Raw genomic sequence first — 13,687 nt, forward strand, 5'->3', positions numbered from 1 at the left:
GGGTATCACGCGAACGGGTTACGTGGCAACGTGGGTTTTCGATTCCGCCGGGTGTTTCGCCGGGTGGTGCCGCTCGCCGACGATATATTCCGGAACGCCCTTCGGTCGGAGGAAGATGTTGACCATCTCGACGCCGACGCCGAACGCCATCGCGAAGTAGACGTAAGCCTTGTCGATGTGCTGCCCCAACCCCTCCGCGACGAGCAGCACGCCGATTAGGATGAGGAAGCTGAGGGCCAGCACCTTGACCGTCGGGTACTTGTCCACGAAGTTCGAGATCGGCCCGGCGAACGCGAGCATGACGAGCATGGCGATGACCATCGCGGCGACCATGACGGGCAGGGAATCGACCATGCCGACGGCCGTGATGACGGAGTCGAGCGAGAAGACGATGTCGATGATGGCGATCTGGACGATCACCTTCGCGAAGCTGGCGACGGCCTGCGCCTTCGGCTTCCCCTCCTCGTGGGCCTTCGCCTCGCTCAACTTGTGGTGCATCTCCATCACCGACTTCACGATCAGGAACGCGCCGCCGGCGAGGAGGATGATGTCCCGCCAGGAGATGTCGCGGGCGTCCGGGGCCATGCCGGGGATCGGCAGGGTGAACACCTTCGCCGTCAAGCCGAGGAGGAACGACAGCGAGAACAGCAGCAGAATGCGGGTCCCGAGGGCGGCGGCGAGGCCGATCTTGCGGGCCTGCGGCTGCCGCTCCTTCGGCAGCCGGCCGACGATGATGGCGAGGAAGATGATGTTGTCGATGCCGAGGACGATCTCCATGAGCGCGAGCGTGACCAGCCCGACGGCGGCGGCGACGAGCGACAACTCGACCGGCGGCCGCTGGACCTTCAGCTCCCGCACGTCGGCGAGCTTCAACTGTTGAGTCGTGCCGTCGGCGGCGGTCACCGTCATGGTGTCGGCGGTCGGGTGGCCGTGCAGGTGGTTCTGATTCGCCAGTTCCACGATCGCGAGCGGGTGGCCGTCTTCCACGCCGAAGTCAATCGTCTTCACCTTGTCGAGCGCCAGGTCGAGCGTGCCGTAGTCGGTCTTGAGTTGCAGCGTCGGCGGCAGTTTCCCCTCGACCTTCCCGCCGGCCGTCTTCTCGATCACGACCGGCACGCCTATCGTTGCGTCCGGCTTCGCGGCCGCTTCCCCCTCGCCGCGGGCGGGGCGGGTGAGCATCAGGCCGAGGAAGAGGAACCCGCCGAGGAGGTAAGCGAGCGAACGGAACCGACGCATCGGCGGGAACTCCGGGTGGGGGGGGCGTGAGGGTATACTGTAAGAATTTCGCCGGAAGCGGCGGGAGGTTTCACGACATGACTCAGGCATTCGTCCCGTACCGCCCGCGGCCGCTCCGGTCGCTCGGACGACACGACATCGGCGGGTATCGTCTGAAGCAGTACGCGATCACTCTGGCCGACGACGTGCCGTTCGACGCCGCGGCGTTCGCCGACGGCCTGCGGCTGGCGTGCGGGCAATTGCCGTCGCCGGCAGTGACGGGCGAGCGGCCGGGCGTCGGGTTCGCGATCTTGCACCAGGCGCGGACGCTCAACTATCTCATCCTGTGCTGGTGGGACCGCGAGAACGAGCTGCCGACGCGGGTGTTCGTGCAGGACGGCGGGGCGTGGCGGCCGGCCGCCGGCGGCGAGTCGTTCTGCGTGTGGGACCTCCACGTCGTCGGATGGGAGCGGGACGCCTACGTCCACACCGTCTTGGCCGGCGGCGACGCGGAAGCGTACCTGGCGCGGACGGCCAACGGCTATGCGTGACGGGCGTTGAGAGGATATACTGCGAGTAACCGAAGGAGGTAAGCCGATGAGTACGGTGATCGTCGCCGACGAAACGCGGGAACAGATTCTAGCAACGAACGGCGAAATCGAATTTCGCGACGCGGCGGGCAACCTGCTCGCCCTCGGGCGGAAGGTTGTGAACTACCGAGAGCTGGTCGCCCCCGAAGATTGGCCGTCGGACGAGGAGCTAGACCGCATCTCGAAGATGGAAGGCGGCCATACGATCGAGCAGGTTATGGAACGGTTACGGGGGCTTTCCAAGTGACCGTCATCTGGCAACCGCCCGCCCTCGATCAACTCGCCGATTATTACGTGCTGTTGCCACTGGCGGATCAGCGGGCGCTCGAAGTGACCGTGAAGCGAATTGATAAGCGACTCGAAGAAAATGCGTGGTCCTTGGGCGAGTCACGCGGTTCGGACGCACGCCGCCTCTGGTTCACCGGGCCGTTCGCGGTATCGTTCGACATTCAGCCGGGCGGGTTGGTCTACGTTCTCCACATCGGGATTTTGAAGCGACCGAGAGACGAGCCATGAAACAAAAACGCCCCGCGACTCCGTCGCGGGGCGTTCGGGTTACTGCTCATTCATATCACACCGCCAGCTGCACGCCGGCGGCTTCCGCGCCCGGCTCGCGGCCTTCCAACACGTCCTTCAGCCGCGCCCGCGCGACGTGCAGCCGCCGCTTGATCGTGCCGACCGGCGTCTCGAACTCGCGGGCCATCTGCTTCAGGCTCCGGCCCCGCAGGTAGAACGCCTCCAGCGTCGCCCGGTCCAGGTCCTTCAGCTTCTTCAGGCCGGCGTGCAGCCCGGCCTTCTCCTCGGAGAGGACGAGCTGCTCGTCCGGCGTCCGGAAGTCGCCCTCGACGCCGTCCAGGAACTCCGGCTCCGTGCCGAAAACCGGACCCTTCCGCGTCAGCCGATTGATGGCCATCCGGGCCGTGATCCGCCGCAGCCAGCCGGCGAAGCACCGCGCGTCCCGCAGTTGCGGCAGCTTCCGCATCGCGTGGACGAACACCTCTTGCGCCAGCTCCTGCGCCTCGATCGGGTCCCGGACCCGCGCCAGGGCCATCGCGTACACGCTCGCCTGGAACCGCGTGACCAGTTCGCCGTAGGCCGCCCGGTCGCCCGTCTTCGCCTTGTCCACCAGGATCGTAATTTCCGTCCAGCTCATGATTGGGTTCCTGTCCCGATCCCATCGTTTCGAGGACCGAACCGGCGTTTTCAGACCATTCGCGACCGCCGCCCCGGATCAGTGGAGGGGGCTGAGTCGCAACGGTCCGAGCGGGCCGGGCGGCGGGACCGACAACGCACCGGTCGCGACCACCTGAGATGGCCGGGTGCGAACTCGTCGGGCCGACACGCGCGGTTTGCCCCGCGGCGGGTGCGGTTGTAATTGGCGGTGACGGCACGAGTCGGACGGGTCGGGCGGAATCGACGCACAGGAACGGACTGAGCCGGGTGGCTCGTCGGTTCCGCGCCGCCGGTCCGCGTCGCGCCGGTGGCGGACGCCCCACGACGTGGGAACGCGCCAACGACGGATGACCCGAACAATCGGGCAACGCCTACCGCAATCGGTCGAGGGTTACTGTCTGGCCGGTCACGTCACAGCTTCTTCGCGCTACTTGCTCACGGTCGAACGTCTTGGACCGCCCGCGGGGGCCGGTCGGAGGCACGTCAAGTTCGAGCAAATGTTCGCTATTAAGCCGTGCGTCACCTCACTTCGCGGTCGCCGCACTCGGCCGACTCATTCGTGCCGCGGCTAAGCCGCGTTTTCGGTCCGTCCTGTCCGCTCGGCGGTCGGGCGATTGGCAGTCGCTACCGATCCGCGTTCTCGAACAGTGAGGCCACGAATGAATCTGCCGGTTCGTACCAGCCATCGGCGGCGTGCCGGAGAGCTGGTTCGCCTGCTTCGCCCATTGGGCGAACAGGGTGCGACGAACGACAGGGCCAGAGACACGTCCGACCGCAACGGCAATCAGCGGATATCGCATGGCGGATACCTCCTCCTGCCGCGAACCGGGTTGCGGTTCGTGGTGCGGACGCTGGGACAACGACTGTCCCGGAGACAGGAACTCCGCCGGCGGTAGTGGCATGGCGACCGCCATGAACCCGGTACCGACGCGATCGGCCGCCGTCCGCTTCGCCGTATTGGCGAGGCCGGACGTCACGGTCTTCGTCACGCGGTTCATCAGGTTCACGGCGTTCATGACACACACCTCCGACGGAACGATTTGGCGGGCCGAGGCCCGCCGTGGGTTGGGTTTAGCTACGCATGTCCAGGCAGTTAGGGTGAAGGAAACGACTTACCTTCCAACACGTCCGGAAGTCCGAAGTTTGCGCCGAACGGGGAAGAATCAGCGATCATACCCGTTGGACGCGGCCGAGCAACCGGTATTCCCGCGTTTTCGCGGGAATTTTCGGTGTATTTCACGTGAACCTCGGCCGGACGTTCCCTATCAGAGAGGCCCGGATCGCGGCAGGTTCGCGCGGATTCCCGATTTCCTTCGAGATTTTTCGCGAACCTGTTTCACGCTGTCATTACGTTGAAGTGCCCGTCCGTAGATGTTGAATTTCGGCCGCCAGGTTCCGCCGTGCCGTCGCCTCGCCTTCGAGGAACAGCACGTCCGTGCGGTAGATGCGGTCGCGGGCCAGGAACCCTTCCAGCACGGCGGCGCGGCCGGCGCGATACGCCTCGTCCGGGACGTGGGCGTACTCCCGGCGGATCGCGTCGGCGTACCGCCGATAACGGGCCTCCCCCGCGCCGAGGATCGCGAGGTCGGCGTCCAGCAGGACGTTCGCGTCCGGCGAATCGGGAGTCGCGGCGTGGGTCGTCAACAAAATGAGAGTCGCGACCTTCGCGGTCAGCTCCGGGACGATTCCCAGTTCCCCCAAGTTCACACGAGCTAGCTCGGCGCTGTCCGCCTCGTTCGTCTTGCTCGTCGGGTCGTACACCGCGTCGTGGAACCACGCGGCAAACTGCACCGCCGTCGGGTCGTCGGCCAGCTTCGCGAGGCGGCCGACCACCTTCAGCACCTCGACGACGTGCTCCAGGTTGTGGTAGTGCCGGTGCGGTTCGGAATGGGCGGCGACGAGCCGGTCGAAGACGGGGTACGCCGCGGCCGGGTTCACGCCGAGGCCGCCGACGAACCGGACCCACTGGGTTTGCAACTGGTCGAGCCGTTCGGGGGAGATCATCGGCGGCGTGTTTCCGGATTGTAACGGCGGGTCCGGCATCCGACGATTCCTTGCCCGGCCCCAGGACCTTCATTTATAGTTGAAGGTGAACCGCCGCGTCCCGAGGGGTCCGTATGTCCGCCGTCAAGCTGCCGCACGCCATCGAGGAGAAGCTCGGCGAACTCTCGCAACAAGTGCGGCGGCTGTGGCTGTACCGCGGCGTCAGCTGGTTCGCGCTCGCGTTCTTCGGGTCCGCCCTCGGCCTCGTCCTGCTCGACGCCAACTTCGAGTTCCCCGGCTGGGGCCGCACGCTGTTACTCGTCGGGTGGGTCGTCCTGCAAGTGGTCGCGTTCCGCCGGTGCGTCCTCCGGCCGATCCGCAGCCCGATCCCGGTCCCGCTCCTGGCCGCGGCCATCGAGGACCAGTTCCCGAACCTGTCCGAGCGGCTCAGCACGCTCGTCGAACTCAGCGAGAACGCCGAACCCGGCAACGGCTCGAAGGCGCTCATCGAAGTCCTCGCGCGGGACACGGCCCAACGCGCCAAAAAGCTGAACTTCCACAAGGCCGCGCCGACCGCGTCCGTCGTCCGGCTCGCGTTCCTGTCGTTCCTCGTCGCGGCCGCGATCCTGTCGCCGCTGTTCTTCATCCCCGGCGCGGCCGAGCGGTTGCGGCGGTTCCTCATGCCGTGGGGCGGGGCGAAGGCCGAGACCGGATTCAAGGTCGTCGTGTCGTCGAAGGACCTGATCGTGAAGCGGAACGACGCCGTCACGCTGACCGGGTTCCTCGAACGGCTCAGCCCGGACGCGCCGCTGCCGGAAATCGCAACCCTCGTCTACAAGGAGGAGGCCGGCGAGGAGAAGAAGCTGCCGATGACCGGCGACGAGAAGGCGGCGTTCACCGTCACCCGGCCGACGGTGAAGGACGGGTTCGACTACTGCATGGAGGCCGGCGGCGTCCGCAGCGAGTGGTTCAAGGTCACGGTCGTGGACGCGGTCGAGTTGACGGACGGCACGACGTTCACCGTCGCCCCGCCGAAGTACGCGGCCGGCAGCCTCGAGGAGCAGAAGCAGCAAGGGCTGCACGAGTTCGAGGCGCTGCAGTACAGCCGGGTGACGTTCGACCTGAAGTTCAACCGCCCGGCCCGGTCCGCGGCGTTCGAGTGGAAGCCGGCCAACCCGGACGCGCAAATCGCGGCCGACCAGTTCTTCGCGAACCTGAACGCCGACCGGACCGGCGGCACGGCCGAGTGGATGCTGATCGGCGAGGGGACGCTCAAGCTGGTCGTCACCGGCGAGCAGAACGTCCGCACCGAGGTCGTCGTCGCGACGAAGGCCCGGATCGACGCCCCGCCGAAGTTCGAGAAGGTCACGAACGTCAGCGACAAGCCCCGCGACGTGCGGCCCGGCGAGCGGGTCCCCGTCGAGCTGACGATCACCGACGACGTGAAGGTCGAGAAGGTCGAGGTGCAGTTCGAGCTGAACAACGACCCCGCGACGAAGCGGGTGCTGCCGGTCACGCTCAAGGACATCGGCACGCAGCGGGCCGAGGGGCGGTACTCGTTCGACCTCGCGGACAAGGCGAAGGAAGGCGACGTGGTGAAGTTCCGCATCCGCGCGGTGGACAACCGCAACGTGCCGGAGTTCAACGCCACGCCGCAGGAGGTCTTTTACCCCGAAAAGGGCTGGTCCGAACTGAAGCTCGACCGCTCGGCGAAGCCACTCGCGGAGCAAGACATCCTGGCGAAGGCGGAGAAGATCAAGGAGAAGCTGGAGGCCGCGCGGAAGGACGTGGCCGACGCGCAGCGGGCCGTCGAGGAGGTGAGGAAGGACGCGGCCGGTAAGGACCAGCTGACGCCGGACCAGATCGCGGCGCTCGACAACGCGAAGAACAAGGAGAAGGACGCCGCCCGGCAGCTCGAAGACCTCGCCCGCGAGGTGGGGCTGACGCCGGACTTCCGGCCGTTCGCGCGGGAGATCAAGGACATCGAGGAGGACCCGCTGCGGCAGGCGGACGACAAGCTCCGCAAGGCGCAGAACGAGGCCGACCCGGAGCCGCGGGACAAGGCCGTCCGCGAGGCCGCGGCCGAGTTGAACCGCGCGAAGGACAAGCTGCGGGAGTTGATCGGCAAGGCCGACGAGGTGGCGAAGAACCTTCTCAACAAGCGGAAGCTCGAGGAGATCGCGGACAAGGAGAAGGAGCTGGCCGAGGAGTTGAAGAACAACCCGAATAACGACCGCGTCGCCCGCGACGTGGCGAAGAAGCAGCAGGAACTGAACGCGGAACTGGACGAGTTGCTGAAGAACGACCCGCAACTGAAGAAGGCCGTCGAGGAGATGCAAAAGGAGCAGGCGAAGGAGTTGGCCGAGGACGCGAAGCAGCTGGCCGAACAACAGCGGCGGTTGGAGCAGGCCGCCAAGGACCAGGCCGACGCCGCGAAGAAGAAGGCGATGGAGGCGACTGCCAAGAAGCAAAAGGACCTCGGCGAGAAGGCCGACCAACTTCGCAAGAAGACGGCCGACGAGGCGAAGGTCGCGGGCGCGGACCAGCTCCCGAAGGAGCCGTTCGACAAGGCGAACGAGCAGATCGAGAAGGGGAACGCCGTCGAGGCGATGACGGAGCAAGAGAAAGCGGCGAAGGAACTCGACAAGCTCGCCGACGCGCTGGAGAAGGCCGCCGCCGACCGCAAGGACCCGAAGAAGGCGGCACAGCAGCTCGCGAAGCTGGAGGACGAACTCCGCAAGAAGGCGGCGGACGCGAAGGAGCCGTCCGACGAGTTGAAGAAGAAGATGCAGAAGGAGCAGGACGCCGTGCGGCGGGCGACGGAGAAGCTGACCACGCCGCCCGGCAACGAGGAGGCGAAACAAGCGAAGGAAGACGCCCTTCAGAAACTCGACGAGGCGAAGAAGGCGGCGGGTGAGGACCCGGCCCAGGCCGAGCAGAAGATGAAGGACGCCGCCGAGGCGCTCGACCGGCTCGCGGACAAGCTGCCGAGCCGCGAGGAGCGGATGAAGGCGGCGAAGGACGAGCTTCAAAAACTCCAGCGGGAGCAGGACGCGCTCCAGCGGGAAATTCAGGAGAAGACGAAGGGCCTCGACAAGAAGACCCCGGACGAGGTGGCGCGGAAGGAGGCGGCCGAGAAGCTGGCCGACGCCGCGAAGAAGCAGCAGGAAATCGCGGAGAAGCTCGACCAGCTCGACACGCCGGGGCTGGAGAAGCGGAAGGAGAAGACCGCCGAGGCCGCGATGCGGGCCGCGGAGGACTTGCAGAACGGCCGCACGCAGGACACCGGCGCGTCCCAGCAACAGGCGAAGCGGCAGATGGAGCAGCTGCGGCAGGCGCTCGACGGGCAGAAGCCGAACGACCAGAAGGCCGACGAGCTGGCGAAGCAGCAGCGCGAGATCGCGGACGCGGCCGACAAGGCGAACGGCAAGCCGGACCCGAACCAGCTCCAGCGGCTGCAGGAGCAGGAACGGGCGCTCAAGAACGACCTCGCGAAGATGACCGACCCGAATGACGCGGAGCAACTCAACCGCGCGAAGGACGCCGTCCGCAAGGCCGAGGAGGCCCTTCAACGCAACGACGCGGACGAACTCAAGAAGAAGACGAAGGAGGCGGCCGAGGAACTCGACCGGCTCGCGGACCAGTTGGCCGGCGCGGAAGGGGACGCCGAGCGCGCCGAGCGATTGGCGAAGCAGCAAGAGGCGGCCGCGGAGAAGGCGAAGCAGCAGGCCGGGAAGCCGTCCACGCCGGAGCAGACGGACGCCGCGAAGGACGAACTCCAACGGCAAGCGGAAGACTTGAAGCAAACCCGCGTCGGCGACGCGCAGGAGGCGAAGAAGAAGGCGGCGGACGCCCTGGAGAAGTTGCAACGCGACCCGAACCCGGAGAAGGCCCCGAAACTTCAGAAGGACGCGGCCGAGGCGATGCGGGAACTCGCCGACCAGATGCAGAAGAAGGGCGAGAAGAACGCGCAGAAGCAACCCGACCGCGGCGACCCGGACGCGACCCCCGGCGAGGACGCGACCGGGCTGCCGTCGAAGGCCGACGCGCAGGCCGCCCGCGACCTGGCGAAGCAAGAACGCGACCTCCGCAACGAACTCGCGAAGGCGAACGAGGCCGGCGACAAGGGGCCGCAGCCGACGGACAACAAGAAGGTCGAGGACCACGCCAAGAAGCAGCAAGACCTCGCGAACGAGGCGCAGGACTTGGCGAAGGAGGCCGGCAAGCAGGAGGGCGGCGCGGGCAAGCCGGCGAACGACGCGGCCCAGCAAGCGCAGGAGGCGGCCGACCAGATGAAGGCCGGGTCGCCGGACCGCGCGAAGGCGGCGGGCGAGAAGGCGCAACAGAACCTCGAACGGGTCGCGAAGGCCAACGGCGACAACGCCGCCGGCAAGAAGGCGAAGGAACTGGCCGACCGGCAGCAGCAGTTGAACAAGGAGGCCGGCGAGCAGGGCAACGACCCCGGCGCGGCCGCGGCCCAGCAGCAGAAGCAACAGGGCGACCTCGCGAAGCAGGCCGGCGAACTCGGCGAGAAGCTCGACGACGCGGCGAGGGAACCCGGTAAGGCCGACAACGAGAAGCTCAAGAAGGCCGGCGACGCCGCCCGCGAGGCCCAGAAGCAGATGGAGCGGGCCAAGCGCGAGGAGGAGGCCGGCCGCAAGCAGAACGCCGAGGACGCGCGGAAGCAGGCCGAGAAGAAGCTCGGCGAGGCCCAGCAGCAGGCCGAGGAAGCCGGCGGCGGCAAGCCGATGGACGGCGAGGGGGAGAAGGGGAACAAGGCCGCGCAGAAGGCCGGGAAGAGCGTGAAGGAGGCCGAGGGCCAGATGGACCAGGCCGGCAAGCAGCTCGGCCAGAAGGAGAACGACAAGGCGCAGAAGTCGATGGAGAAGGCGGCCCAGAAGCTCAACGACGCCGCGAAGCAACTCGCCGAGGGCGACCCGGACGGCAAGGGGAAGAACGGCAGCGCGTCGAACCCGATGAACAACGACGGGTCCGGCCAGGAGGCCCCGACGAAGTCCGACCTGCCGAAGGACGTGCAGCAGTACCTCGGCAAGCCGTGGGGCGACCTGCCCGGCGACGTGAAGTCGAAGATCATCCAGGACCTGCAGGCGAAGTACGGCGAGGACTACGCGCGGGTCATCAAGCTGTACTTCGAGCAGATCGCGGAGAAGAAGTAATCAGAATGGCCCGCAGATGACGCAGACCTTCGGACGCAGATGAAAACCGGATAAAGCCAAATCTCTTCTTGGTTTTCATCCTCTTTATCTGCGCCGAAGTCCGCGTCATCTGCGGGCCATTCTTCGTTTTTGTAGGCTAGTCGATGGAGGTCTGTCATGTCCATCGACCGCACGCCGTTCGACCCGGCCCGGCCGCTCGAACTCGCCCACACGATCCCGAACACCTGGTACTTCGACCGCGACCACCACGACCGCGAGCGGCGGCACGTCTTCGGCAACTCCTGGCAGTGCGTCGGCCGCGCGGAGCAGGTCGCGGAAATCGGCGGGTTCCTCACCGCGGACGTGGCCGGCGAGCCGGTGCTGGTCGTGCGGGGGGACGACGGCATCCTCCGCGCGTTCTTCAACGTCTGCCGCCACCGGGCCGCGCCGGTGATGAGTGAGCCGTGCGGCCACGCCACGAAGCTGCGGTGCCGCTACCACGGCTGGACCTACGACCTCGCCGGGAACCTCCGCGGCACGCCGGAGTTCGAGGGCGTTTGCGATTTCGCGAAAGACGCGAACGGCCTCGTCGCTATACCCGTTACGGCGTGGGGGCCGTTCGTTTGGGTCCACCTCGGCGAGCCGCGCGAACCTCTGAAGCGGTTCCTCAGTCCGTTGCCCGACTGGGCGGATTCCCGGAACTGCTTCGCGAACCTGACGTGGCACGCGCGGAAGACTTACGACTTGGCGTGCAACTGGAAGGTGTACGTCGATAACTACCTGGACGGCGGGTATCACGTCAACACGGTGCATCCGGGCCTCGCGGGCGTCCTCGACTACCGCGAGTACGTGACGACGACGCACGGCAACACGAGCCTCCAGTGCAGCCCGCTGAAGGCGGCCGACGGCGACACCGGCCGCACCCGCACCGGCGACCTCGCGGCGTACTGGTGGGTCTTCCCGAACTTCATGGCGAACGTGTACGCCGGCGTGATGGACACGAACCTCGTGCTGCCGCTCGGCCCGGACCGCTGCCGGGTGGTGTTCGACTTCTACTTCGCGGCCGAGACGGACGCGACGTTCAAGGACGAGAGCGTGGCCGTCGCGGACCGGGTGCAGGCCGAGGACGTGGGCATCTGCGAGGACGTGCAGCGCGGGCTGCAAAGTTCCACGTTCGTCAGCGGCCGGTTCAGCGTGAAGCGGGAGAACGCGGGGTATCACTTCCACCAGCTGCTGGCGAAGTGGTTGGGGGTTTCGTAGGGCGGGTCAAGGCTTTGCGCCGACCCGCCGATACGGTCCCAGCCGGTTCGACGTATCTTCCCTGTGGTTGCGGTCCCCCGGCGGGTCGGCGCAAAGCCTTGACCCGCCCTACAAGACCGCCGCGAGACGACATTCGATACGCGATTAAGGAGACGACGTGTCAGACGACTCGGCCAGTACGCGGACGGGGTTCCTCTTGGGGACGTTCGCGTACCTGTGGTGGGGGATGGTCCCGCTCTACTTCTCGGCGCTCAAACAACACCACGTCGGGGCCGTCGAAATCCTCGCCCACCGGGTCGTCTGGTCGCTCCCGATCCTCGGGCTGCTCACCCTCGCCGTCGTCGGGTGGCGGCCGGTCGTCGCCGTGTTCCGCTCGCGGAAGCTGCTCGCCCTCATGGTCTTGTCGGCCACGCTGCTCGCGGTCAACTGGCTCATCTACATCTACGCCACGGTCATCGGCCGGGTGGCGGAAGGCAGCCTCGGGTACTTCATGCTGCCGCTCGTGAACGCCTTCCTCGGCACGGTGTTCCTCGGCGAGCGGCTGCGGCCGGCCCACTACCCCGCCCTCGGCATCATCGCGGCCGGGCTGTGCGTCCCGCTCGCCGCGGCCGGGAACTTCCCGTGGCTGGCGTTTTCCTTGCCGATCACGTTCGGCCTGTACGGGTTCGTCCGGAAGGCGATGCCGGTGGACAGCCTGACCGGGCTAACCGTCGAGTCGCTCGTCATGCTCCTGCCCGCGGCCGCGTACCTGGCGTACCTCGGCCCGCAGGGGCACTTCAATCAATCGTGGGGGCTGAACGGGCTAATCATGTTCAGCGGCGTCGTCACGGTCGCGCCGCTGCTGACGTACATCATGTCGATCCGCCGGCTACCGCTCGTGGCGATGAGCTTCCTCCAGTTCATTTCGCCGACGACGCAGATGCTGATCGCCATCTTCACCCTCGGCGAGACGCCGACGCGCGAGGAGTGGGCCGCGTACGTCTGCGTGTGGGTGGCCGTCCTGATCTTCCTCGCGGACGCGATCTGGCAGTTGAAGCAGCGGCGGGCGACGCCGGCCCCTACACCGCAATCGTATCCACCGCCGTCTGTAGCGCTCCGCCGGTGACGTGGACCGCGCCGGCGGCGTCGATGTACACGTTCACCTCGCTCCGCACGCCGAACTCCGGCAGGTAAATCCCCGGCTCCACGCTGAAGCAGGTCCGCCGCATGACGCGGCGGTCCTCCTTCGTTTCCAGCCCGTCGATGTGCGCCCCGTTGCCGTGGACCTCCTGGCCGATGTTGTGCCCGGTCCGGTGCGTGAAGTATTGCCCGTAGCCCGCCTTCTCGATCACGTCCCGGCAGGCGTTGTCCACCATGTAGCCGATGAGGACTTCGTCCTTCGCGAAGGCGTCCTTCACCTTCGCGATGGCGGCGTCCCGCGCGGCGGCGACGACGTTGAAGATTTTCGTGTACTTCTCCGGGACCGTCTCGCCGACGAAGACGGTGCGGGTCAGGTCGCTGTACACGGCCCGCGGTTGGTCGAGTTTCGCCCACAAGTCGATCAGCACGAAGTCCCCCTTGCGGATCGGGGAATCGGTCGCCGGGCTGGTGTCGAAGTGCGGGTCGCCGCTGTGCGGGCCGACGCCGACGATCGGCGGCGAGTACGTCGTGCAACCGTGGTCCGCGAAGTGCTTCATGATTCGGGCCTGCACCGCCACTTCCGTCGTCTGCCCCTTCGCGCGGATTTCGTCCGCGATGAACTGGTAGGCCACGCCGTAGGCGGCGGCCGTCACCTTCTCGGCCGCGAAGTGCATCCGCTCCTGCTCGTCGTCCCACGTCGCCTCGAACTGTTGGATCAGGTCGCCGGAGGAAACGACCTCGACGCCCAACGAGCGGACGAGTTCGACCGTCCCGGCATCGACGCGGCTGACGTACGGGTTACCGTTGCGGGCCGAGTATTCCATCGCGACCGTCTTCGCCCCGGCGAGCAGCTGCTGCACGCCGGCCTCCAGTTCCTGCCACCGGCGGTAGACCGTCTTGTCCGTCCCCGGCAGCGCGTCGAGGGACGCGGGTTCGATGGCGTGGGCCAGCTTCCGCGGCTCGCCGGTCGCGGGGACGAAGTAGAACCAGCGGCGGGACAGCTTCTTCTCTGCGAGGCCGACGACCCGCTGGGCGAGGACGTTGAGGCCGCGGAAGTCGTACAGCAGCCAGCCGTCGAAGTTGTTGGCGCGAATCGCCTGTTGAACCGCTGCGAGATCGAACATGCCGCACCTGCGTTCGGGGTGATGGGACGCGGATAGTTTAGGATTTGGCGAACGGCACGGCGTAAGC

At 66.9% G+C, this 13,687-nt stretch carries 11 protein-coding genes; 6 read left to right on the forward strand and 5 right to left on the reverse strand.

The window, feature by feature from the left end:
• Positions 1-18: 18 nt before the first annotated feature.
• The gene (locus AC5JJ2_RS18305; protein ID WP_495859464.1) at positions 19-1,236 is read right to left on the reverse strand and encodes a TerC family protein; all 1,218 of its coding nucleotides are present in this window, start codon (positions 1,234-1,236) and stop codon (positions 19-21) included.
• Positions 1,237-1,313: 77 nt separating this feature from the next.
• Here AC5JJ2_RS18305 and AC5JJ2_RS18310 point away from each other — a divergent pair, with 77 nt between their 5' ends.
• From AC5JJ2_RS18310 to AC5JJ2_RS18320, 3 genes are read left to right on the forward strand one after another with little or no spacing between them, the layout of a single operon-like run.
• Positions 1,314-1,766 carry a hypothetical protein gene (locus AC5JJ2_RS18310; RefSeq protein ID WP_495859465.1) on the forward strand — a complete coding sequence of 151 codons (453 nt, stop codon included), beginning with the start codon at positions 1,314-1,316 and terminating at the stop codon, positions 1,764-1,766.
• Between the two features lie 46 nt (positions 1,767-1,812).
• A complete protein-coding gene (locus AC5JJ2_RS18315; RefSeq protein ID WP_495859466.1) occupies positions 1,813-2,052 on the forward strand; it encodes a hypothetical protein in 240 nt (79 codons plus the stop codon).
• Complete coding sequence (locus AC5JJ2_RS18320) at positions 2,049-2,321, forward strand: hypothetical protein (RefSeq protein WP_495859467.1); 273 nt, start codon at positions 2,049-2,051, stop codon at positions 2,319-2,321. The genes AC5JJ2_RS18315 and AC5JJ2_RS18320 overlap by 4 nt, the downstream gene beginning before the upstream one ends.
• Before the next feature lie 55 nt (positions 2,322-2,376).
• On the opposite strand, the gene AC5JJ2_RS18325 is transcribed toward AC5JJ2_RS18320, so the two are convergent.
• The 3 genes from AC5JJ2_RS18325 to AC5JJ2_RS18335 form a co-directional block, all read right to left on the reverse strand.
• On the reverse strand, positions 2,377-2,958 hold the full coding sequence (locus tag AC5JJ2_RS18325; protein ID WP_495859468.1) for an RNA polymerase sigma factor: 582 nt from the start codon (positions 2,956-2,958) through the stop codon (positions 2,377-2,379).
• Between the two features lie 544 nt (positions 2,959-3,502).
• On the reverse strand, positions 3,503-3,994 hold the full coding sequence (locus AC5JJ2_RS18330) for a hypothetical protein (RefSeq protein ID WP_495859469.1): 492 nt from the start codon (positions 3,992-3,994) through the stop codon (positions 3,503-3,505).
• A 331-nt stretch (positions 3,995-4,325) separates the two neighbouring features.
• Complete coding sequence (locus tag AC5JJ2_RS18335; RefSeq protein WP_495859470.1) at positions 4,326-4,982, reverse strand: HD domain-containing protein; 657 nt, start codon at positions 4,980-4,982, stop codon at positions 4,326-4,328.
• A gap of 113 nt (positions 4,983-5,095) precedes the next feature.
• On the opposite strand from AC5JJ2_RS18335, the gene AC5JJ2_RS18340 reads away from it, so the two are divergent.
• From AC5JJ2_RS18340 to rarD, 3 genes are all read left to right on the forward strand, one after another.
• On the forward strand, positions 5,096-10,138 hold the full coding sequence (locus AC5JJ2_RS18340) for a hypothetical protein (protein ID WP_495859471.1): 5,043 nt from the start codon (positions 5,096-5,098) through the stop codon (positions 10,136-10,138).
• A 156-nt stretch (positions 10,139-10,294) separates the two neighbouring features.
• Complete coding sequence (locus tag AC5JJ2_RS18345) at positions 10,295-11,377, forward strand: aromatic ring-hydroxylating oxygenase subunit alpha (RefSeq protein ID WP_495859472.1); 1,083 nt, start codon at positions 10,295-10,297, stop codon at positions 11,375-11,377.
• A gap of 157 nt (positions 11,378-11,534) precedes the next feature.
• Positions 11,535-12,482: an EamA family transporter RarD gene (gene rarD / locus AC5JJ2_RS18350; RefSeq protein ID WP_495859473.1), complete on the forward strand. Its 948-nt coding sequence runs from the start codon at positions 11,535-11,537 to the stop codon at positions 12,480-12,482.
• Here the strand turns inward: rarD and AC5JJ2_RS18355 are convergent.
• The gene (locus tag AC5JJ2_RS18355; RefSeq protein WP_495859474.1) at positions 12,436-13,620 is read right to left on the reverse strand and encodes a M24 family metallopeptidase; all 1,185 of its coding nucleotides are present in this window, start codon (positions 13,618-13,620) and stop codon (positions 12,436-12,438) included. The two genes, rarD and AC5JJ2_RS18355, sit on opposite strands and share 47 nt — an antisense overlap.
• Positions 13,621-13,687 lie beyond the last annotated feature (67 nt).

This window comes from Limnoglobus sp. (genome assembly GCF_059499385.1).